The organism is Paraburkholderia sp. (assembly GCF_024281035.1).
GTDB lineage: Bacteria > Pseudomonadota > Gammaproteobacteria > Burkholderiales > Burkholderiaceae > Paraburkholderia.
This window is the reverse complement of record NZ_JAMXLH010000022.1, coordinates 145812-167012: the sequence shown is the minus strand read 5'-3', so window position 1 is coordinate 167012 and position 21201 is coordinate 145812. Positions and strand designations below refer to the sequence as shown.

The 21201-nt window shown below is 62.3% G+C and carries 22 protein-coding genes and 1 pseudogene; 10 read left to right on the top strand and 13 right to left on the bottom strand.

What is annotated here, in order from left to right; translation table 11 throughout:
* From Q0L30_RS06960 to Q0L30_RS06935, 6 genes are all read right to left on the bottom strand, one after another.
* A partial coding sequence (locus tag Q0L30_RS06960; RefSeq protein ID WP_296653022.1) for an alginate export family protein occupies window positions 1-784 on the bottom strand: 784 nt, incomplete at its 3' end.
* 77 nt (window positions 785-861) lie between these two features.
* The gene (locus Q0L30_RS06955) at window positions 862-1557 is read right to left on the bottom strand and encodes a YoaK family protein (protein WP_296653017.1); all 696 of its coding nucleotides are present in this window, start codon (window positions 1555-1557) and stop codon (window positions 862-864) included.
* Window positions 1554-2471 (bottom strand): glyoxalase, encoded by a 918-nt coding sequence (locus Q0L30_RS06950; RefSeq protein WP_296653014.1) that lies wholly within the window; start codon window positions 2469-2471, stop codon window positions 1554-1556. Before Q0L30_RS06950 ends, Q0L30_RS06955 begins: the two co-directional genes overlap by 4 nt.
* A gap of 25 nt (window positions 2472-2496) precedes the next feature.
* On the bottom strand, window positions 2497-2958 hold the full coding sequence (locus Q0L30_RS06945; RefSeq protein WP_296653012.1) for a DoxX family protein: 462 nt from the start codon (window positions 2956-2958) through the stop codon (window positions 2497-2499).
* Between the two features lies 1 nt (window position 2959).
* Window positions 2960-4840, bottom strand: a complete 1881-nt coding sequence (locus Q0L30_RS06940) for an amidohydrolase (RefSeq protein WP_296653009.1) — start codon at window positions 4838-4840, stop codon at window positions 2960-2962.
* A 71-nt stretch (window positions 4841-4911) separates the two neighbouring features.
* Window positions 4912-5079, bottom strand: a complete 168-nt coding sequence (locus Q0L30_RS06935; RefSeq protein WP_296653006.1) for a DUF1427 family protein — start codon at window positions 5077-5079, stop codon at window positions 4912-4914.
* A 145-nt stretch (window positions 5080-5224) separates the two neighbouring features.
* Here Q0L30_RS06935 and Q0L30_RS06930 point away from each other — a divergent pair, with 145 nt between their 5' ends.
* On the top strand, window positions 5225-6148 hold the full coding sequence (locus Q0L30_RS06930; RefSeq protein WP_296653042.1) for a LysR family transcriptional regulator: 924 nt from the start codon (window positions 5225-5227) through the stop codon (window positions 6146-6148).
* A gap of 93 nt (window positions 6149-6241) precedes the next feature.
* Here the strand turns inward: Q0L30_RS06930 and Q0L30_RS06925 are convergent, their stop codons facing one another.
* Window positions 6242-6928, bottom strand: coding sequence for a hydrolase (locus Q0L30_RS06925; RefSeq protein WP_296653004.1), 687 nt, complete (start codon window positions 6926-6928; stop codon window positions 6242-6244).
* A 283-nt stretch (window positions 6929-7211) separates the two neighbouring features.
* Between Q0L30_RS06925 and Q0L30_RS06920 the strand changes: the two genes are divergently transcribed.
* On the top strand, window positions 7212-7487 hold the full coding sequence (locus tag Q0L30_RS06920) for a XapX domain-containing protein (protein ID WP_296653001.1): 276 nt from the start codon (window positions 7212-7214) through the stop codon (window positions 7485-7487).
* A gap of 274 nt (window positions 7488-7761) precedes the next feature.
* On the opposite strand, the pseudogene Q0L30_RS06915 reads toward Q0L30_RS06920, so the two are convergent.
* Window positions 7762-8193: pseudogene (locus Q0L30_RS06915) on the bottom strand (hypothetical protein); the annotation flags it as partial.
* Between the two features lie 662 nt (window positions 8194-8855).
* The gene (locus Q0L30_RS06910) at window positions 8856-9812 is read right to left on the bottom strand and encodes a LysR family transcriptional regulator (RefSeq protein ID WP_296652997.1); all 957 of its coding nucleotides are present in this window, start codon (window positions 9810-9812) and stop codon (window positions 8856-8858) included.
* Window positions 9813-9889: 77 nt separating this feature from the next.
* Between Q0L30_RS06910 and Q0L30_RS06905 the strand changes: the two genes are divergently transcribed.
* The 5 genes from Q0L30_RS06905 to Q0L30_RS06885 all read left to right on the top strand — a co-directional run bounded on the left by Q0L30_RS06905 (window position 9890) and on the right by Q0L30_RS06885 (window position 14834).
* The gene (locus Q0L30_RS06905) at window positions 9890-10726 is read left to right on the top strand and encodes an MFS transporter (RefSeq protein WP_296652994.1); all 837 of its coding nucleotides are present in this window, start codon (window positions 9890-9892) and stop codon (window positions 10724-10726) included.
* 49 nt (window positions 10727-10775) lie between these two features.
* On the top strand, window positions 10776-11279 hold the full coding sequence (locus Q0L30_RS06900; protein ID WP_296652991.1) for a hypothetical protein: 504 nt from the start codon (window positions 10776-10778) through the stop codon (window positions 11277-11279).
* A 384-nt stretch (window positions 11280-11663) separates the two neighbouring features.
* Window positions 11664-12035: a YciI family protein gene (locus Q0L30_RS06895; RefSeq protein ID WP_296652989.1), complete on the top strand. Its 372-nt coding sequence runs from the start codon at window positions 11664-11666 to the stop codon at window positions 12033-12035.
* Window positions 12032-13270, top strand: a complete 1239-nt coding sequence (locus Q0L30_RS06890) for a DUF6596 domain-containing protein (RefSeq protein WP_296652987.1) — start codon at window positions 12032-12034, stop codon at window positions 13268-13270. The genes Q0L30_RS06895 and Q0L30_RS06890 overlap by 4 nt, the downstream gene beginning before the upstream one ends.
* Window positions 13271-13505: 235 nt before the next feature.
* A complete protein-coding gene (locus Q0L30_RS06885) occupies window positions 13506-14834 on the top strand; it encodes an NAD(P)/FAD-dependent oxidoreductase (RefSeq protein WP_296652985.1) in 1329 nt (442 codons plus the stop codon).
* Window positions 14835-14889: 55 nt separating this feature from the next.
* Here the strand turns inward: Q0L30_RS06885 and Q0L30_RS06880 are convergent, their stop codons facing one another.
* The 4 genes from Q0L30_RS06880 to Q0L30_RS06865 are packed head-to-tail and all read right to left on the bottom strand — an operon-like array spanning window position 14890 to window position 17893.
* Entirely contained in the window at window positions 14890-15471 is a 582-nt protein-coding gene (locus tag Q0L30_RS06880; protein WP_296652982.1) for an NADPH-dependent FMN reductase, read from the bottom strand.
* Window positions 15472-15518: 47 nt separating this feature from the next.
* Window positions 15519-16373: a pirin family protein gene (locus tag Q0L30_RS06875; protein ID WP_296652979.1), complete on the bottom strand. Its 855-nt coding sequence runs from the start codon at window positions 16371-16373 to the stop codon at window positions 15519-15521.
* Between the two features lie 45 nt (window positions 16374-16418).
* On the bottom strand, window positions 16419-16949 hold the full coding sequence (locus tag Q0L30_RS06870) for a hypothetical protein (RefSeq protein WP_296652977.1): 531 nt from the start codon (window positions 16947-16949) through the stop codon (window positions 16419-16421).
* A gap of 38 nt (window positions 16950-16987) precedes the next feature.
* Window positions 16988-17893 carry an NmrA/HSCARG family protein gene (locus tag Q0L30_RS06865; RefSeq protein WP_296652974.1) on the bottom strand — a complete coding sequence of 302 codons (906 nt, stop codon included), beginning with the start codon at window positions 17891-17893 and terminating at the stop codon, window positions 16988-16990.
* Between the two features lie 179 nt (window positions 17894-18072).
* Between Q0L30_RS06865 and Q0L30_RS06860 the strand changes: the two genes are divergently transcribed.
* From Q0L30_RS06860 to phaZ, 3 genes are all read left to right on the top strand, one after another.
* A complete protein-coding gene (locus Q0L30_RS06860) occupies window positions 18073-19029 on the top strand; it encodes a LysR family transcriptional regulator (protein WP_296652971.1) in 957 nt (318 codons plus the stop codon).
* Window positions 19030-19274: 245 nt separating this feature from the next.
* Complete coding sequence (locus Q0L30_RS06855) at window positions 19275-19568, top strand: hypothetical protein (protein ID WP_296652968.1); 294 nt, start codon at window positions 19275-19277, stop codon at window positions 19566-19568.
* A 323-nt stretch (window positions 19569-19891) separates the two neighbouring features.
* On the top strand, window positions 19892-21124 hold the full coding sequence (gene phaZ, locus Q0L30_RS06850; protein WP_296652966.1) for a polyhydroxyalkanoate depolymerase: 1233 nt from the start codon (window positions 19892-19894) through the stop codon (window positions 21122-21124).
* Window positions 21125-21201 lie beyond the last annotated feature (77 nt).

Genomic DNA, 21201 nt, shown 5'->3' with positions numbered 1-21201 from the left:
CGTCGAACACGGTCGCGAAGCGGTTCTGGACCGGCTGCGTCGCATAGGCGATAAAGCGCCACTTCCGGTATTCGTAGTCGGCCCAGATCGCGTCATAGGCCTGGCGCACATTCGGGCCGTCGCGCACGGAAATGAAGCGCTGGAGGTCGAATGCCATTTCCTGGCGGCCCACGCGGAACTTGAACGTACCGCCACCCAGCGCACCCGTGTACGTGACAAACGCCTGCTCCAGATCGAGCGGGTTCTTGTCGACCGGCGTGACCATATTCTTGCCGAACGCACGCGCATCCGCGAATTGCACGAAGAACTGCCAGTGTTTGGCAAGGTGCGCATCCGCATGAACCTCGATGCGCTGGATCAGATACGTATCCGACTGGGTGCCGATGCCGAACAGCGGCGCGTTACTGCTTTCGAGGCGCTCGCGCAGGTTCACACCGAGCGACAGATACGACGCAGGGTCGCCGCCGAGCGGAATGTACTTGAGGCTGTCGAGGGGCTGGCGCGGAACGCATGGATTCGCGAGCACCGACCAGTCTTCCTGCCAGCGATTGAACAGCACGGCGGGCCGTTTGGCATCGCACGTGGCGCTCGACGTCGTGGCGGCCGCCGTTGCGCCTGAGGTCGCATCGGCCGCGACGCTCACGCCAGCCGCCGGCTGCGCGAGCATCTGCGCGAACGCCGCATCGGCGCCGGACAGCAACAACCCCGCGAAAGCCGTGACGCCCGCGGCCCTTCCCAGCGGACGCCCACGCATTGCAGTCGGCACCATGGTGTTCCTCGCCATTGTCCGCTTGTGGTTATGTGCGCCCGCATCTTCATGCGGCGGGCGGGATCGAGTCCGTTCCCCCGTCTTCCATACCGTCATGCGTGCCCAGGCGTGGCCGCGCGCTCGTGCTCTCCCGTGGTCAATGCAAGCGCAACGAGTGCGCACGCTGGCGCGAGCAGCGCCCAGAATCCCGCATAGCGGTAGCCGAGTGCCCCGGCGATCGCTCCGATCGCAAATGCAACGATGGCGGGCATCATCATCGCGAATCGTGCACGTGCGGCTTCACGCACGGTCTCGGCCGTGTCGGGCGAAAGCATGTCGACCGCGTCGAGAATCGCTTGTGTGACGTTGCCGGTCATCACGGTATTCGGCACACCGGGTCGTTTGATGAGCTTCGGATGCGCATTCTGCACGCCCATTGCGAACGCGCCGACGATCCCCGCCACCGTGACCGCCAGGCTTTCTGGCTGGGTGACGGGCGTTGCCCAAACGCCGGCGAAGCAATAGCCGAACATGAGCACGGCCTGCACCGCGTGAAGCAGGCGCGCGCCCTGGCGCTCATGTTGTTCAGACAACGATCGGATCAGCAGACTGCTGACGACCACCCCGCCGACGAACGCGGGAAACACGATGAGCTTGAGCAGCACGCCGCGTCCGAAGCCTGCCACGCCCGCGCCGATCAACACGAAGTTGCCCGTTACGTGGGCGGTGAAAAGCCCGAACAGCGCAACGAAACTCAGCGTATCGACGAAGCCCGCAATCGCGGAAAGAATGGTGTCCTCGGACTTCATTTCGCGACGTTGCCGTGGATCTCGGCGATGTAGCCGCCCGGGAACTGAACGATCGCGGCATTGCGTCCGTCTGAAGTAAACGGCGGCACGAGCACGGTCACACCCGCGGCCTTCGCCTTATCCAGCGTCGCCGCCAGATCCGCGACTTCATAGCCGGTCATCTCCCGCCCGAACGGGTAAGGCAGATGGCCATTCGTCACGAGCACGGTGATCTTGCCGAATCCGGACTCGATGCGCACGCGCCGATAGGTGCCATCCGGCTGTCCGACTTCGATACCGGGTGCATTGGGCACATCGGACACCACCTTGCCATTCGAGAATTTCACGAAGTCGTGAACGAATTTATGCAAGCTGGACGGCGAAACGTAGACGCGATTCTCTGGAATCCTCTCCAACGGATCGTAATGCGGTGCCTGCGTATGCCAGTAGAGCTGCATCTTGACGCCGCCGGCCCACGAGACGACCGCGTCGCGACCAATCGGATCGGGAAACGTGTCGACGATCACATCCGCGCCGTGCTGGCGCGCCACCTTCATGGCCGTGTCCATGTCGGTCACGAGATAGCCCGTGCGCTCGGCGCCGAAGGGCCAGGGAATGGGCGTCTTGAAGCCAAACACGGAAATCGTTCCCGAGGGCGTGAAGACGAGTTGCGACATCGTCTGACTCGGCGTGGGCGTAACCTGAAATACGCCCTGTTTCGACTTGCTGCCGCCAAACGTCGCGACGAAGCTGTCGGTGAAGCGGTCGAAATCTTCGGGTGCGACGTACACATGCGTCGTGTCGTATTGCGGACCGACTGCGAGCGTCGGCGCAAGAACGGCGGCTGCTACCGGCGGTTTCGCAAACGAAACCGGCGCGCCACCCAGAGCGCCTGCGATCGTCAGGGCGAGCAATACAGTGCGAATTGTTCTCATGACGGGATGTCCCTGTTGTTTGAACTTACGGTCCGATCGATCGGCCGCGATTGTTGCGAGCCCCACTATCCGCATCGCCTAGCATGGTTGCGAGCACGAGTGCCGCGATCAGCCCGAGGTGCTCGAAAAAGCTGTTGAGCGCCATGAAGCGCGCCGTGCCGGTCTGATTCCAGAAATCGTTGGCCACCAGCATCGCGACAAGGGTCAGCAAACCGAGCCCGCCCGCGCCGATCCACGTAAAACGACGAAATACCACACACAGCGACCCGCCGATCTCGACGACGACCGCCAGCGCCGCCCAGAGCGCAGGTGGATGCAGGCCGAAATGCGCCTGCTCCGCGATCGCGCTCCCGAAGTTCAACGCCTTGTACACGCCACCGATCAGGAAGGCCGATACGAGCGCGAGGCGCGCGAGCGGCGCAACCCACGGCTGCGCAAGGAACGCCCGGATCCACGCAGGGTTGCTGCCGCCGCTCAGCGCCGACATCTCAGATCGCCCAGCAGGAGCAACCGAACACGCCCCAGAACGCCTTCGCATCCGCTACCGGCGATGTGCTGCTCCACGCGTGCGCATGGCCATGCACGCCGCACGCGCGGGCGCAGCCGCATGCCGCCGTCGCGACGCGCTGCAACGGCGCGCCCTCGCGTTGCTTCGCCCCCCAGGCGCCGAAGCCGCCATAGCGGCGCACCGGCGACCAGTCCGGCATCGCTGGCGGAATCGGCGCGTCGTACTGCGAGAACGGGCCCGCACCCCACACGATGCGGCCGCCAACCACGGTCAGCAACGCTGTCGTGTCGGCGATATCGTCCTCGGCGCAGGCGAAGTAATCGCGGTCCGGCACCATCAGGTCCGCAAGCTGCCCCACCGCGATGCGGCCTTTCTTGCCCTCCTCGTTCGAGAACCACGTCACGTATTCCGTCCACATGCGCAAGGCCGTCTCGCGATCGAGCAGATTGCGCTGCGGATACATCCGCAAGCCTGCAACCGTCTTTCCGCTCACGAGCCAAGCGAGCGATACCCACGGGTTGTATGACGCCACGCGGGTCGCGTCGGTGCCTGCAGAAACCTTGATGCCTTTCGCGAGCATCTTCGCCACAGGCGGTGTGGCTTCCGCAGCCTGAGCTCCGTAACGCTCGACGAAGTACTCGCCCTGGTAGGCCATGCGATGCTGCACCGCGATGCCGCCGCCCAGCGCCGCAATGCGATCCATCGAACGTTCGGAAACCGTTTCCGCGTGATCGAAGAACCAGTTGAGTCCTGCAAGCGGGATGTCCTTGTCGATCTTCTCGAACACATCGAGCGCACGGGCGATGGTTTCGTCATACGTAGCGTGCAGCCGCCACGGCCAGCGGTTCTGCGCGAGCACGCGCACCACCTCTTCGAGTTCGCCCTCCATTCCGGGCGGAAGTTCCGGACGCGCCACACGGAAGTCCTCAAAGTCTGCTGCCGAGAACACGAGCATCTCACCGCCGCCGTTATGGCGGAAGTAATCCGTGCCGTCGTGATATTTGACCGCGCGAGTCCAGTTCAGAAAGTCTTCCTTCTCGGCCTTCGGCTTCTGTGTGAAAAGGTTGTACGCAATGCGGATCGTCATTTCGCCCGCGTCGTGCAACTTGCGAATGACCTCATAGTCCTCCGGGAAATTCTGCGAGCCGCCGCCCGCGTCGATTGCGCCGGTCACGCCCAACCGGTTGAGTTCGCGCATGAAATGGCGCGTCGAGTTGTATTGATACTCGGGCGGCAGCTTCGGACCTTTCGCGAGCGTGGCGTAGAGAATCGCAGCATTGGGGTTCGCGAGCAGCAGGCCGGTGGGTTCGCCCGCGTCGTCGCGCAGGATCTTGCCTCCCGGCGGCTCCGGCGTGTCCTTCGTATAGCCCACCACGCGCAGCGCGGCCGCGTTGAGCAGCGCGCGGTCATACAGGTGCAGGATAAAGACCGGCGTATCGGGCGCCGCTGCGTTGAGCTCTTCGATGGTCGGCAGCCGTTTCTCGACGAACTGGTGTTCGGTGAAACCGCCGACCACCCGCACCCATTGCGGCGCGGGCGTGATTGCGACCTGCTGCTTGAGCATCTCCATGGCAACGGCAAGCGAGCGCACGCCGTCCCAGCGCAACTCCATGTTGTAGTTAAGTCCGCCGCGAATCAGATGCAAGTGGTTGTCGATCAGACCGGGCAACACAGGGCGGCCGCCGAGATCGACGACCTTGGTGGCGCCGCCCGCGAGCGGCATGACCTCGGCGTCGCTGCCGACCGCGACGAAGCGGCCATACGCGATCGCCACTGCCGTAGCGGCCGGTTTCGAAGGATCCAGTGTCGTAAACCTTCCATTACGAAGAATCAGGTCGGGCTGATTGCCGGTTGTGCTCATGTGCGCTCCTTGCTTCGCTGACTTCGATCACTGCGTTTGCTCTCTCTGTCTGCTCACGACGCCCGGCACGATCAAAGCCCAAGCCACTGCCGCAGGGCCGGGACGACCTCTACGCCAATCACCATGCCCAGCAAGCCGATGAGGGCAACGAGCGGCGGTGCGGGCGAGCGGACCTTGATCACGCTGTAAATCACGCCGATCAGCACGCCTGCACCCAGTGAAACGAGATACGGCTCCATGTGGTCGATCGCTCCGAAAGATTAGAATGCAGGTCATTGCATCCCGGTTCGCGCCCCGGGTTTTTCCGCACCTCCCGCGGTCGCATTGGGTCCGCCTTCATCGCCTGAGCTGGTATACGAGACGTTCGTCGATTCCATTTCCGAAATACGAAACCTTCCTGATCTCGAAGCCTGGGCCATCTTTGCACGTGTCACCGAGACCGGCTCGTTTGCGAAAGCGGCGGACCTGCTCGGTATATCGCAGCCCACGGTCTCCAAGGCGATTGCCCATCTCGAACAACGCCTCGGCACGATGCTGCTGTACCGTACGACGCGAAAGCTCTCGCTCACGCCGACCGGCGAGTTGCTGCGCGACCGGGCGGTGCAACTGCTTGCCGACGCAGAAGTCTTCGAAAGCGAGGCATCCGCTCTCGCGCTCGAACCGCACGGCGTCGTGCGCGTGAACGCCTCCACGTCGTTCGGTTTGCAGCACCTCGCACCGCTGCTTCCCGCGTTTCTCGAGCGCTACCCGAGTGTCGACGTCGATCTCGTGCTCACCGACCATCCGATCGATATCGTGACAGGCGGCTTCGATGTGGCGATTCGCGTGGACGACCTGAGCGACTCCTCGCTGTGTTCGCGCCGCCTGTGCGCCGTGCGCCGGCGTCTTGTCGCGTCGCCTGCCTACCTCAATCGGCACGGGCGGCCGACCCATCCGCACGATCTCGAACGGCATACGAACCTGACCGACACGGGCCTGCCGAACCCGGAATTCTGGCGCTTTCGCAGCATGACATCGGACGAAGAATATGCGGTGCCCGTGCGCGGGCGCGTGCGCTCGAATAACGCCGACATGCTTCTTCCGTCGCTGATCGCCGGTCATGGCCTCGCCCTTCAGCCCGAGTTCCTGGTATGGGACGCCCTGCAGCGCGGCGAACTCGAACTCGTCATGTGCGGCTGGCAGATTGCCGACATCAATGTCAACCTCATTACGCCACCGGGCGCCTTGCGCAGCGCACGCGTCACCGCGCTGCTCGAGATTCTCGTAGAGCATCTCGCGAACGCGCCGTGGGCAAAGTCCGAGGGCTGAGCGCCGAACGGCAGACCGCATGCAGACACGTTCACCCGTGCAGAGCATTTGTCCAGGCCGGGCCGGATCCGCAGGACACGCCGCACGGCGCGCTCACTTCGCCGGCACGGCCGGCAGCGCCTCATGCGGCGTGGCCGTGCGCTGTGCAGCCTTGTGGACCATGGTGTACGCGTAGTCGATGCCCATGCCATAGGCGCCCGAGTGCTCCTTCGCAATTGCCATGATTTCGTCGTAGGTGTCGCGGCGCGCCCAGTCGCGCTGCCATTCGAGCATGACCTGCTGCCACGTAACCGGCACGACGCCCGCCTGGGTCATGCGCTGCATCGCGAAGTCATGCGCGTCCTTCGACGTGCCACCCGATGCGTCCGCAACCATGTAAATTTCGTAGCCGCCTTCCAGCATCGCGCAGAGCGCAAACGTCGTATTGCAGACTTCCGTCCACAAGCCCGATACGACCACTTTTTTGCGGCCATTCGCAGCGAGCGCATCACGCACCTTTTGATCGTCCCACGAGTTCATCGAGGTGCGTTCGAGCAGCTTCTGGCCCGGGAACACGTCAAGCAGTTCTGGATACGTGAACCCTGAGAAGCTTTCCGATTCGACCGTCGTGATGGTGGTCGGAATCTTGAACACCTTCGCGGCCTTGGCGAGCGCAACGACATTATTCTTGAGCACCTGACGGTCTATCGACTGAACACCGAAGGCCATCTGAGGCTGCTGATCGATGATGATGAGCTGGCTGTTCTGTGGAGTGAGTACTTCAAGCTTCGGATTGCTCATGACGTACATCTCCTTTTGATACGACGAAAAAGATCCCGCCTCGCCGGCATGACCGTGAGGATCTCGACGTCCTTCGTGCGGGGGAAAAGGGCTATCCAGCCATAGACATTTAATACGGAAAACTGGCGAAAGAACACCCAGGACATGGAATTTATTCGATTCTGAAAATTGCATTGCCTCGGCGTCTCAATTACGCTTTCCTTATTTCGGAAAACCCGATACGCTTCCAACAAATTCGCTGCGCAGTGTCAGTCGCCGGTTGGCGGTCCACGGGACTCGCAACATGAAAGCGTATATTTCTTCGTTTCTCGCCGGCCTGCTTGCGGGCATTGTTTACTTCGCGGTCGGCGTGCAGTCGCCGGCCCCGCCCATCGTTGCGCTCGCGGGCCTGCTCGGCATTCTGGCCGGTGAACAGATTGTTCCCGTCGTGCGCCGCATGCTATCGGGGATCAAGCTCAAAGCGGCATGGCACGAAGCGAAATGCAGCCAGCACATGTTCGGCTCGCTGCCGGGCGCTAACGCATCCGATGCAGCCGCGAAGGACCAGCGATCAACGTGATCCGTTGGCGTTCACAAGATTGCGTACTCCACCTTTTTCCATGGCGCCTCGCACACGGTGCGGGGCGAGTGCACGAGTTTGTCTTCCGATTTGCTGGGGTCTGGAGATTTTCGACCGCACGGGCGGCGCCGAACGCGCTTGATCGAGTTTCATAACGCACCGATGCGCGCGATAAAGTGTTGCGCGCATTTTCGCGAGGTGCGAGCAAACTGGATGCCGCGTTCAACAGATTTAACTGGTTCCGCGGCAGAAATTCCGAACGCTTATAAACATCTCAAGGCTGCGCGGACGACGGCTCGAGGCTCGCGCGCACCCGGTACTGCAGTGAAGGATCCTGGCTGACGATCTGCCAGTCGACCCATTGACCAGCGGGCACGACCAGTCCTGGATGGTTCGCGTGCACCTCGCTCGGCTGCGGCGGCAGCGCACAGCCTCCCGGGGTTTTAAGCGTGGTGTCGCTTTCGACCGTTTCCCGCGCCTGGATTGCGAGAACGGTCACTGCCGGGCCTGCACGCAGCGGTGCGACAGTTATCGTGCGCTGCAGGTCGATATCGCCCGCGGGCTGGTTCTTGCAGCCGACGTTATGCGTGACGACGTTGTGATGCTCGTTGGTCCTCGCCTGGCCAACCGTGGTCGTGCCGCCAAACGAGTCGACTTGCTGACCGTCGCGGATCACCTGCAGCGTCCAGTTGACGACAGGCTGCGCGGCGGGTTGTGCGTACGGCTGCGGTGTTAGCGTTGGTTCTGGCGCTGGTTCTGCATACGGCTGCGGTGTAGGCGCGGACGCTGCGTACGGCTGCGGCATTGGCGCTGGCTGCGCATACGGCTGCGGCGATGGCGCTGATGCTGCGTACGGCTGCGGTGTTGGCGCTGGCTGCGCATAGGGCAGCGGCGCCGGGAGTATCGGCGGTGTTTCCTGCACCGTGCGCACCGGAGCGGCCTTATAAGCGGGTCCATGGACACGCCTGCGCGCAGGCTTATGAACCGGTTTTTCAGCGCGCTTTTCAACTGACGCTATTGCAGGCTTTTGAGCAGACTGTGGCGCCGCTCTTTGAGCTGACTGCGGAGCTGGCCGTCGAGCCGACTCGGGGGGATTCAGAGGAACGGCGTGCACCACCGGTTGCGAGGCCGGAATCGCGGGCTGCACCACACCCTGCACCTGCGTCTGCGCGTTCGCGGCCACGAACGCGGCAGCAGCTACGGACAGCGCCGCAGCGAGGCAGTTCTTCCACAACATCATGTCGGCGGGCTCCTTGCACGCATTGCGATGCAGAGGTGCCGCACATCGCGTGCCCGAACGTTTGCTGTCGAGGTGACAGAACACTTATTCCATCGCGCCGGGAATTCGCACAAATCACGCTTGTCCTGCTACTCGGACCGCTTCGCATCATCTCGCACGCGGAGCTTGCCATCGGCTGCACGACGGCTCTTCACATGATCGATGAACGCACGCAGCTTCGGCATGATCTGCCGGTGACCCGGATAGTAGAGCGACACGCCCGGCATCACAGGCGCATACGCGTCCAGTACGTGCAGCAGCTTTCCCGCCTTCACCCTCTCTGCGACCATCGGCTCGGGTAATTGCGCAAGTCCCATGCCCTCCATTGCCGCACCCAGCAACGTCGGGAAATCGCTGGCGATGAATGGTCCCGATACTGCGATCTCGATCGTGTTTCCGTGGTCGTCGAATGACCACGGAGCGAGCACGCCGGTAGAGCGCCGCCATCGCAAGCATGCGTGCTGACGTAAATCGTCTGTGTGCATCGGCTGGCTGTGCTCTGCGAAATAAGCAGGACTGCCGATAACGATTAAACGAAACGGCGGCGTCAACGGTACAGCAACCATGTCGGGCGAAATGAACTGACCGAGCCGGATGCCTGCGTCGAATCCTTCCGCCGCGAGATCGACCAGCTTCTCGCTTGCTGCGATCTCCACCTCGATCTCGGGATTGGCCTTGCAAAACGATGCGATCAGCGGCTCCAGCAGGATCGGGACGATCGCGCGCGGCACTGCGAGACGCAGCAATCCGGCCGGCCGCTGGCCGAGCCCGCGCGCCACTTCGCTGGCGGCGACGAGTTCCTCGAATGCGGGTTTGGCGCGCGAAAGAAAGCGCTCGCCCGCTTCACTCAGGCCGACGCTGCGCGTGGTGCGGATGAACAACGCGGCGCCAATGCGCGCTTCGAGGGCGTGCACCGCCTGACTGACCGCGGACGGCGTCACCCCGAGTTCCGCGGCTGCCTTGCGAAAACTGCGATGCCGGGCAACGCTCAGAAACACCTCCACGCCGTCGAGCGCACCCTGTCTGACTGTGAAGTTCTGCTTCATGGCCCGTCAACATTGTGAGGAATAGTCGCTCGCGGGAATCGATGTTACACCTGGCACCTCAATGAGGAGAACCGCTGATGAACGCCTCGCCGATCTCTGCTGGCATCGCTTTTCCGCGCCCCGCCTGGCGCAGCCTGTATTGGTTCGCTCCGCTGACGTTACTGTGGATTGCACTGATCTACTGGCAACCGATTATTCCGGCCAGCGGTTTTCAAACCACTGCGCACCAGTTGGTGGCCCAGGTGTTCATCGCGCTGGGATTGTGGCTCGGCCTCGCCAACACGGACCTGACGACAGGCCAACGCCGCACGACCTGGCTTGCAATCGTCATTCCCCACACGCTCTGGTTCGCAATCGTCTGGAGCGCGGCGATTCAGGGCGCCTTTCACCTTGACGTCACACCGCCACCGTTACCGTTGCTGCCGCTGGCGATCTTCCTGCCGGTGCTTATAGGCGCGCCGTTGTTGCTGCGTTCAAAGCGAGTGGGCAAATTGCTCGACGCGATGCCTCCAGCCTGGCTCGTGGCGATTCAGCTTTATCGCGTGTTCGGCGGTTGGGCGCTCGCTGCTTGGCTGCATGGCGGATTGCCCGGCGTGTTCGCATTACCGGCGGGAACGGGCGATGTGCTGACCGGCCTCTTCGCCCTGCCTGCGGCCATTGCCGTGGCGAGCGGGACAGCGCAAGGGCGCAAGGCGGCGATTGCCTGGAACCTCTTCGGCCTCGCCGATTTCGCCGTCGCGATTACGTTGGGACTGGTCACCGCGCCCGGACGATTCCAGTTGATCGTTCCGGCTGTGCCCGGCATAAACGCCGGCGCTTATCCGTACGTGCTGACGCCCGCTTTCGTGGTGCCAGGCTCGATCCTGTTGCACGCACTGTCACTGCGGCAACTGATCAGGCTACGCGCCCGATGATTCCTTCCCTTTTCTTCCATACGCGCGACACCAGCCGAAAGGAGGCAACATGTCACCGGAGCGCATTTTCCAGTTGCATCTCGTTCTGGGCTACGTCGCCTGGCTGCTGTGCTTCAACGTATACGTCTGGCCAAGGCTCAAGGCGATGGACCCGTTCGACGCGCAACGCGCAATCGCCACGTTGCACAGCTTCCGCTTCTTCGGACTCGCCTTCATCATGCCGGGCGTCGTCAGTCCCCAGCTTCCTGCAAGTTTCGCCGTGTTCGCTGCATACGGCGATTTCCTGACTGGCGTGCTGGCAATACTCGCGCTGCTTACGGCACGCATACGTCCGCTCTTCTGGCTGTTCGTCGTAGCGTTCAATGTCGTGGGAGCGACCGACCTCATCCTGGACTACTACCATGCGATACAGGCCGGTCTTCCGGCCATGGCAGGCGAGTTGGGCGCCACGTACGCGATTCCAGTCATCTACGTGCCTTTGCTCACCATTACGCACGTTACCGCCTTCTATCTGATGCTGCGCCCTCAGCCAGGGACAGCACCGAGTTACTGATGAGCCTTGCGTGAGGGCATGATATTTACATCGAGCGCCGCTATCGTCTTCCGATGGGTCGTCTTTACTTCGTCGCTCACAACCTTCCCGTAATGAATGCCGGTTCTCCTTGCGATAAACCGGGTAATAGCGAAGCGCTTACATGAGTGAACGCTCGCGGACGCCATTACACATGTGGGCATAAGATGTTCGCTCGTATTCCATGCGCAGCTTCCTGCTTCGGCACATTCCTGCATCGTGGAAAACGGCGGAAAGCGAACAAGGCGCGCCCCCTCTTCCGAGAAATTTTTCGGCGCGGCCTGTCCATCAACAGGCGGCCCGCGCGTCATTGTGATGGCGGCCCCGATGTTTTTCAGCCGCCTCATCCCCATGACGGAGGTTCACATGCAATACCTGCTGATGATCTACTCGCAAGAAGACCGCTGGAATCAGATGACCGATAGCGAGCGCCAGCAAGGCGTCGCGGCGTATCAGGCGTACACCGAGTCGTTGCAAAAAGCGCAGGCGCTGGTCGGCGCCAACCGGCTGCAGCACACGAGTGCGGCCACCACGGTGCGTCTCGTCGACGGCAAGCCGCAAGTGCTCGACGGACCGTATTCCGATTCGAAGGAGCAACTCGCTGGCTATTACCTGATCGACGTGCCCAACCTCGACGCGGCGATCACGTGGGCCTCGCGTTGTCCAGGCGCCGGGCACGGCGTGCTGGAGGTGCGCCCGGTGTGGACGGCCCCGGGCGAGGCACCGTCCGTTGCATGAATACGTCCGGCGGTGACGCCGCGCATTCGGTTGCCGAGGCGGTCGCTCGCCGCAGTTACGGCAAGCTCGTCGCGCTGCTGGCCATGCGCACGCGCGACGTCGCCGCGGCCGAGGACGCGTTGTCCGATGCGTTTTCGGCCGCGCTCGCGGATTGGCCCGTCCGCGGCTGCCCTGCGAATCCTGAAGCGTGGCTGATGACGGTGGCGCGCCGCCGGGCAATCGACGGCGCGCGGCATCGTCGTATCGGCGACGAAGTGGCAAACCAGCTTGCGATCCTTGCCGACGAGATCGATTCGCACGAGCCAGGCGCATTGCCCGACCGGCGGCTTGCGTTGCTGTTCGCATGCACGCACCCGGCGCTCGACGCGACGATTCGCACGCCGTTGATGCTGCAGGTGGTGCTGGGCCTCGAAGCAAAGGCAATTGCGTCCGCTTTCCTGATGTCACCCGCCGCCATGAGCAAGCGCCTTGTGCGCGCGAAGAACAAGATCCGCGAGGCGGGCATTCCGTTTAGCGTTCCCGAGCGCGAGGCGTTGCCCGAGCGCCTCGATGCTGTGCTGGAAGCGGTCTATGCAGCGTATGCGGAAGGGTGGACCGACCCGGTCGGCGGCGATGCCGAGCGTCGCGACCTCGCCGACGAGGCATTGTTTCTCGCGCAACTGCTTGTCGAATTGCTACCCGAGGAACCAGAGACGCTTGGTCTGCTCGCGCTCATGCTGTATGCGCAGTCACGGCGCAATGCGCGGCGTGATGCGGCCGGTGAATACGTGCCGTTGTCCGCGCAGGATCCGGCAAGCTGGAACGCAGCAATGATCGACGCAGCCGACGCACTGCTGCGGCGCGCGAACGCGCTCAACGCAATCGGACGCTTTCAACTGGAGGCTGCGCTGCAGTCGGCACATATATACCGCTGCCGGACGCGTCGCCCGAACTGGGACGAAATCGTGCAGCTCTACGATGCGCTGCTCACGATAGCGGCGTCACCGGTCGTTGCCGTGAACCGCGCGCTCGCGCTGGCGGAACGGGACGGCGCGCAGGCGGCGCTCGAGGCGCTTGCGCCTTATGCGGACGATCCGCGTCTGGCGGATTATCAGCCCTATTGGGCCGCGCGTGCCGATCTGCTAGCGCGTGCCGGTGCGACGGTCGAAGCGCTTCACGCGTACGATCTCGCGATTGGCCTTGAGCGCGATCCGGCCGTGCGCCGTTTCCTGCAGCGCAAGCGCTCGGCGCTGTGATCGGTCGGCCGCCTGGAGCGCGCGTTGTATTCGCCAATAGCAACACGTTCGGAGCGAAGCGAGAGCTTCGCATGCGATTCCATGTTCTTCGCATAAGCGGCCGCTCCGATCACTGCGCTCAATCATAAGGCGTGCCGCAGACATGAACGGTCAGTCGACGTCAACGTCCACTTCGTCGACAATTGGCGCACCCATCCGACGATGATCGGTCACAAAAACAAGTGAGACGCCATACGTGAGCCCTTCCGTAGTTGTTATTGGAGCCGGTATCGCCGGACTGGCCGCAGCGCATCGGCTGTCGCGTGCTGGTGTCGCTGTGACGGTGCTCGAAGCCTGCGATCATGCAGGAGGACGCATGAGCACTGCGGTCCGTGAAGGCTACCGCATCGACCGTGGTGCGCAGTTTCTTTCCACCGGTTATGAAATCATTCCTGAACTGCTACGCGATGTCGATCTGTTCGATTCCCTGAAGACTTGCTCGCCGTGGTCGGGAATCGTGCGTGATGGGAAGATCCGCCGCGTTCACAGTCGCGCGCCCGCCACGCTCGCAAGTAGCGGCCTGCTGAAATGGCGCGATCTGTTACGTCTTGGCTGGCATTCCGGGTTGGACGCTCGTCGATCAAAGGCACTGCCACTCAACGATTACTCCGCATGGCACGAGTGGGATGACGCCGAGGCTGCGAGCTGGCTGATAAAACGCTACGGACGCGAGGTGGTGGAATACCTGCTTGAGCCGATGCTGCAGGGCTTCTATTTTCAGGCGCCGGAAGAGAATTCCCGAGCCCTGCCGGCGTGGATGAATTCCTTTGGCGCACGGCGCTGTCGAACCATCGCACTCAATCAAGGAATGGGCAGCCTGACCGGTGCCCTCGCTGCGAGGCTTGATGTCCGGCTGAACACTCAGGCGCTATCGGTACACCACAAGGCCGATCGGGCGATCATCGAAACCTCTCGTGGTTTGCTCGAAGCCGACCGCGTCATTATTGCCACGACTGCGCCCGTTGCCCGGCAACTCTGCCCTCCCGAAACGCCGCTCCTGAAAGCGCTCCTCGATACCCATTACAGCTCGACCCTCAATCTTGGCATTGCTTTTCGTGATGGGCTCGGAGAAAACAAAATACCCGATGACATCTACGGCGTTCTGATTCCGCGCAACGAGCGCAAGCGGATTGCCGCCATCGGTATCGAATCCCATAAGTCGCCGTCTCTGGTTCCACAAGGCGAATTGCTGAATGTGATGCTCGATGGCGAGGCGGGGAAGCGGCTTGTAAACGCCAGCGAGGATGCCGTCCTGAGCGAAGTGCTGCCTGAGCTGGAACGCTACGTTCCGGCTGCGCGTCAGTATCTCAGCTTCGTGCACATCAACCGATGGCCGCAGGCTGAACCGCTTTCTCCCGTCGGCCGCAGCCGCGCCATTGCCGCTTACCGCGCATCATGCACATCCATGCAACGCGTCGTGCTTGCCGGTGACTATCTGAGCGTACCGACAACGGAAGGCGCGGCACACAGCGGCATTTCGGCGGCAGATTTTCTGCTCAATGCTCTGAATGGTCGAAGCCGGTAGCACGCTGATGAGTAGCCGCGTCTATCGACCTGACAATACGCGCGGCGTGCCGAGTTCATCGACCTGCCCGCGCGATCTTCAGCGCATTCGCCCACCACAGCAGATCGTCGATCATTCGTTCGGCCGCCGAATCCAGTTCGGCCAGCTGCGCCGTAACGTTCTGGCCGCGAAAATGCGCGTATAGCGTCGCAGCCGGAATGTGGACCGCCGACCGGATCGGCGCAAGCTGCATTTCAACCGCAATTTCACGCAATTGCTCGATGGCGCGCGCGCCGCCGACACTTCCGTAGCCGATAAAGGTAATCGCCTTACGGTTCCATTCCGGATAGACCCAGTCGATAGCGTTTTTCAGAACCGCAGATGGCCCGTGATTGTATTCCGGTGAAACGACGATAAAACCATCGGACGCTTCGATCGCCTGCGTCCAGCGTTTCACGACCTCGTGCTCGTATGCCGGGCGACCCGGCATCGCGGGCGGAGCGGGGGCATCGAAGAACGGCATCGGATAGTCCCTGAGGTCGAGCAGGTGCGCATCGATGCCTTCACGCTTCGTCAGATGATCGAAAATCCAGCGCGCGGGTTTCTCGGCGAATCGCCCCTGACGAACGCTGCCAATGATGACGGAAATGACAGTCACGATACACTCCGATTGAGTGGAACAGCATCAAAGTACGATACCGCGGATCAACGCATCACGCCCTTCGCGCGCAGCTCGCGACCGATTCGCGCGATTTCGTGCTCGCCCTCGATCAGCGCTGCCGGGCTGGTGTGCACCGAGTAATTGCCGAGGTGGAGTTCGTGCGGATGCGGGATTGCCGTACCGAGAACAAAGCGAGCATCGGTCACCGCTTCGAATTCGATCGCCGCATCGGACGGATCGAATACGGCCAGCTCACCTTGATTGACCGGATCAGGCGTAGAAAGGCTGCCGTCCATCACTGCGATCCAGCCGACCCGATAGCCTTGCGGCGGCTGATAGGTCCAGCGCTGGCCGCTCTTGAGTTCCACAACGAAATAGTTCAAGCCCGGAGGCGCATCGATCGGGCTGACCGCCTCGCCGTTGCTGCCGAGCAGAACGCGCGCCGGACCATCCAACGGGATTTCGCTAACCGGAAGATGTTGGCTAAACGCGCTCGCCAGTTCACGCTCTGGCGGCAACGCGACCCAGAGTTGAAAGGCCTTGATCGGGGGAGCCACGGAACCAGAATGCCAGACGCCGCGACCGGCGCTCATCCATTCGATGTCTCCCGCAGACATCGTCCCTTCGTGGCCGGTGGATTCGACATAGTGGCCTTGACCTTCCATCGCCAGGGTCAAGGTAGCGATGCCCGAATGCGGATGCCAGCCAAAACCGGGTTGGCCAATTTCATCTCGTGTATCGAGAAGATCGAGAAATACGAATGGCTTGATCATCTCGCCGATGTCCGCGGGACTCACCAGCCGTACGATCGGCCCGTGCGCATGTCCACGCGTGCGAAAGACGACATGTCGGCCAGCACTGACATCGTGAATAGGCGGAGATTGGAAAGCGGTATTCATGAGGTGTTCTCCAGGTATTTGACGTGCCGTAAATGAGGGAGCGGATCAGATATCTGCATCCGTCTGCGCAAAGTTGAGGAAATATCCGCTGAACACCGTGAGCCCCAGGAACGCAAATGCCTCGGTCAGTTGCTCATCGCTCCAGCCTGCCTGTTTAGCGGCCTCCCATGCGGCCTCGCTAACGTTTCCCGAATTCGCCGTCGCTTCCCTGACCACGCGGGTCAGCGCGTCGATGCGGACGTCGCCTGACGCCGCACCCGTTCTTAGCGCGGTGATCTGTGCTTCGGTCCAACCGCTTGCGCGGGAGAATCGACTGGCGATGCCAATCATGTACTCGTTCCCGACTACGCCCGCAGTTGCGAGATTGAGCGCCCAACCCACTTTTGAATCGAACGTGCCATGCCCGGAAATCACTGCACGCAGCGATGCATACGCTGCCAGCACTGCGGGGGCGTGCGCCATCTGGGCATGCACATTCAGGGGACGTCCAGTCGGCGAAGATTGGGCAATCTGTTGCAGGAGCGGACGCGACGCATGCGGCGCGTCCTCGACAGTGTGCGCAGGAATCCGGCTCATGGCATTGGCTCGTATTAGCTCGTTCGCGTGGGACGTATTCAGACGGCCGCCGGAAGCGCGAAATTCGCTTTCGCCCATGTGGCAAACTTCGTCGGCTGTTGACCGGCGACTCTATTGGCGAGCGCGATCGCGTCATGCGAATCCGAGCCGAGATACGTGTGCGCTTCGAAGTACGCGAGCATCGCCGCGATGCCGTCGGCGCCCGGGAACCAGCCAGCAAAAACCTCAGCGGGAACTTGCTTGAACGAGAAGTTGTTTCCTTGACGATTCAAGGTATCGACAATCTCGTTGAAGCTCAGGAAATCGCCGACCAGTGGCAAGTGTTCACCGTGCCCCGCGAGCTCCGGCTGGGCGAACGCCCCCGCCACGATGCGACCGAGTTCATTGATGTCGCCCATGTGGATGACGCGCCGCTCGGGATCGAGTGGCAGCGCCCAGACCGCGGTTCCATCCTCCTGCTTCTGCGGAGCCATTGCACCGATCAGATTTTGATAATAGAACGATGCAATCACAAAGGTATGGTGGACAAATCCGGCCTCGCTCACGGCACGCTCAATCTTTGCTTTACCCGTGAAATGCGGGACATTGATCTTGCCGTGGCTGATCGTTTCCACGTTCGGAAGCGTCGACCAGATCAGGTGCTGCACGCCCGCATCTTTCGCCGCCTTGACGGCGGCAAGCGCCTGCCGCGGTTCGTCCGCACCCGCCTCCCAGGCATCGGTCACGAGGAAAGCGCCGTACGCTCCGGCGAATGCGGCTTCAAGCGTTTCAGGACGATTGAAATCCGCCAGCGCCACTTCAACGCCAGGTTCCGGATATCTCTCCGGCTTGCGCGTCAACGCACGCACTTTGAATTGACCGCTCGCCTGCAGCGCACGCACGACGGCGCCGCCTTGCTGACCCGTTGCGCCGACGACGGCGATAAGCTTCGGGGTGTTCGACATGATGACTCTCCAATAATGGTCTGGCTGCGGCGGCGCCGCCTCTCGCGCGAACGAACCTGGTGTGCGTGAGGGCGTATTAGATGAAACACCGACTGCTGACATCTGCAGTATGGTGATTAAAATGGCTTCACACTAGACGGTAAAGTCGGATCGTATTGATCCATTTTTGGAGAGATATCGTGCTCGACCTGAATGATCTCGCGATGTTTGTCCAGGTCGTCCGCGCGGGCAGCTTCTCCGAGGCGGCGCGGCGTCTGCACATGCCGGCCAACACGCTGAGCCGACGCATCGATCAACTCGAAGGACAACTCGGCACACGTCTGCTGCATCGCTCCACACGCAAGCTCGCGACGAGCACGGAAGGTCAGACGCTGTTCGAGCGCTATGCCCCGGCGATCGACCAGATCCTCGAAATCGGGCGGCTCCATGCAGACGAACACGCACCATCGGGCTCGGTTCGCATCACTGCGATGGCCGGCCTGTTCGAATTCTTTCGCATGGAATGGCTGGTCGAGTTCTACGCGCTCTATCCACACATCAGCGTCGATTTCCTGCTTGACGATACGCCGTCCGATCTGATCGCCGAACGCGTCGATCTGGCGCTGCGCATGGGCGTCGAGACCGGTAGCGGCTTCAGGGTGCGCCGGCTGGCTCCGAGCGCAATGATTCTCGCGGCAAGTCCGGCCTACCTGGAGCGGCGCCCGCCACCACGCACGCTGCGGGAACTCGCCGAACACGATTGCCTGACGATTTCCACGCGCCAGGGTCGCAGCACGTGGCGTCTGCAAGGTCCTCGCGGTAGTCAGGACGTGACGATCAACAGCCGGTTTGCGGTCAACGACATGCGCGTGCTGGCGCAGGCTTGTGTGGCCGAACTGGGCATTGCACTGCTGCCGCAGCTCATCGTTGAACCCGCCATCGCGCAGGGAAAGCTGGCACGCGTTCTGTCGACGTGGCGGCGCGCCAGCGCTGAGTCCGGCCTCCAGCTCGTATATACGAGCCGCCCGCCGGTGCCGCCCGCCGTAGCGGTTTTCGCCGAATTTCTCGTGGCGAAACTCGGCGACACGATGACAACCCCCTCAAAGAACAATCATGCCGGCAAGTTCGTCACGTTACCCGGCACCGACGATGCGTAAGCGTCGATACACCCTCGAACGGCGCATCTCGCGCAGCGTCCAGTGTTGCATCGACTGGTTGAATCCACGATGCGATTCGGACATCCATCACAGTGCGGCCCACGCGACCGCGTGCCAGCGGCTATAACAATAGTGGCGGCACAGTTCTCGTGTGTCGCCCGCTCGCCGAGGACGCCCAACCCGGCGAGTTCAACGCGCGAGACTGAAAATTACGTCCCGTTTGAACCGCAGTATCGGAGGTCATCATGCTGTACGAGTACGGTGGCTGGATCATTGATGCGACGCCGGATCGCTCCGCTGGAATTTACTTCGCACACGCGCGCCTCATTCGCGCCTCGTCGAATTCGTCGAATGGCGGCGAGGAGCCTGAAATGCACATCGAGCACGATATCGCCTGGTTTGAAAGCGAGGAACCGGCGATCCGGTGTGCGCACCAGTGGGCAATGACGTGGATCGACGAGCGCGAAGGCAGATCGCCAGCGTGCAATCCCGCCCCGGTTCGTTTCGCAATGCCATCACACACAACTCACGCTGGCTAACGCGCCGTGAGCACGTCAAGCGCCCCGTTAAATATCGCGTAGCCAACAATTCCGTCTGTGTTCGGAGCGATCACGGGATCGCGTCGGCCCATCATGTCTGATGGGCTATTTTTTCGATCATCGCAGCAAACCATGGAGATTCGGGGGGCGATAGTGCTACCAGTCCGAGTCCAGTGTCGCAGCACGCGGTGCGTGCGTCTGCGGACGAAACGGCGGAGAATCACTAACTCGATTCCGTCCCGCATGCACGTCGCGCTTGCTGTGGTTTGCCGCCGCTTGCCGCCGCTTGCTGCCGCTTGCTGCGGGCCATCGAGGTCAACACAATGTGGTATGCCCTGATTGAACAGCAGCGTCAGTGGTTGCGAACATTGGGTGCAGGGGCCTGGTTTGCATACGGCGCGTGGCCAGTGCCAGCGATGGGGCAAACCGCGTCGTCCTGCTTCGCCGATCTGTTCGGCCCCCTGCTCGGTCTCGCCGGGGAAGCGCCGCAGTTTGCAATCGACGCCATCGCATTCGATGGCCACCGCAGAGGCGTCGCCGAACGGATCGCCGCGCGCACGCCGTTCTGCAATTTGCGGTGCTTCGCGCGTCCCAACGCGCAGCGCGCCATTCTTCTGTGCGCCCCGCTTGCCGGGCACGCAGCCGTGATGATGCGCGAGACTGTGGAAGCGTTGCTCGCCGATGGCGACGTCTACATCATCGACTGGATCAATGCACGCGAGGTGCCGCTCGCTGCGGGACGCTTCGGCCTCGCCGATTACGTGGCGATGCTCGACGGCTTTATCGATACGCTGGTGCGCGGCGGCCGCCCGCTACATGTGCTCGCGGTCTGCCAGGCAACGCTTCCCGCGCTTGGAGCGCTCACGCTACGCGCGCAGCGTGCGCTCGCGCCGCCCGCGAGCATTACGCTGATCGGCGGGCCACTCGATGCACGCATCAACCCGAGCACGCTGGGGCGCGCCGCCACTTCGCATTCGCTCGAGTGGTGCAGCCGAAACCTGATCGATGTCGTGCCCGCCGGGTTCGCGGGCCATGGCCGCCGTGTGTTTCCGGCCTGGCTGCAGCAAGCCGAGATCGCGTTCGTTTACCCGCATCGCTATGTGTCTCTGGTCGAGCGTTATGCACAGGCCGCGTCGCAGGGCGACGCCGAAGCGCTTGCCACGGCCGGCCGGGCGCTGCGCGAGTACGCTGCGCTGCTCGACATGCCAGCCGAATACTTCCTCGATATCGTTGACATCGTGTTCCAGCGCGCGCTGCTCGCGAACCGCGCATGGCGTATCAATGGCACGCTCGTCGATCCGGCGGCACTGCGCGATGTCGTACTGATCACCGTGGAAGGCACGCGTGACGCCGTTACCGGAGCCGGACAGACACATGCGGCGCACGCGTTGTGCAGCGGTATCGCGCCGCACGAAAGGCGGTGTCTCGATGTCGACGACTGCGACCATTACGGCCTGTTCACAGGGAAGCACTGGAATGAGGACGTGCATCCGGTGCTGCAGGCGGCGTTCGCCCAGTCCGAAGTTGCCGCCCACCGTCACGTTTCGAGCACATAGCTGCCCTGCGATCGGCGTAAACGACCAGAACAGACGCCGCACGACCTGGCGCTCACCCACAACCAACGTGCCGATCC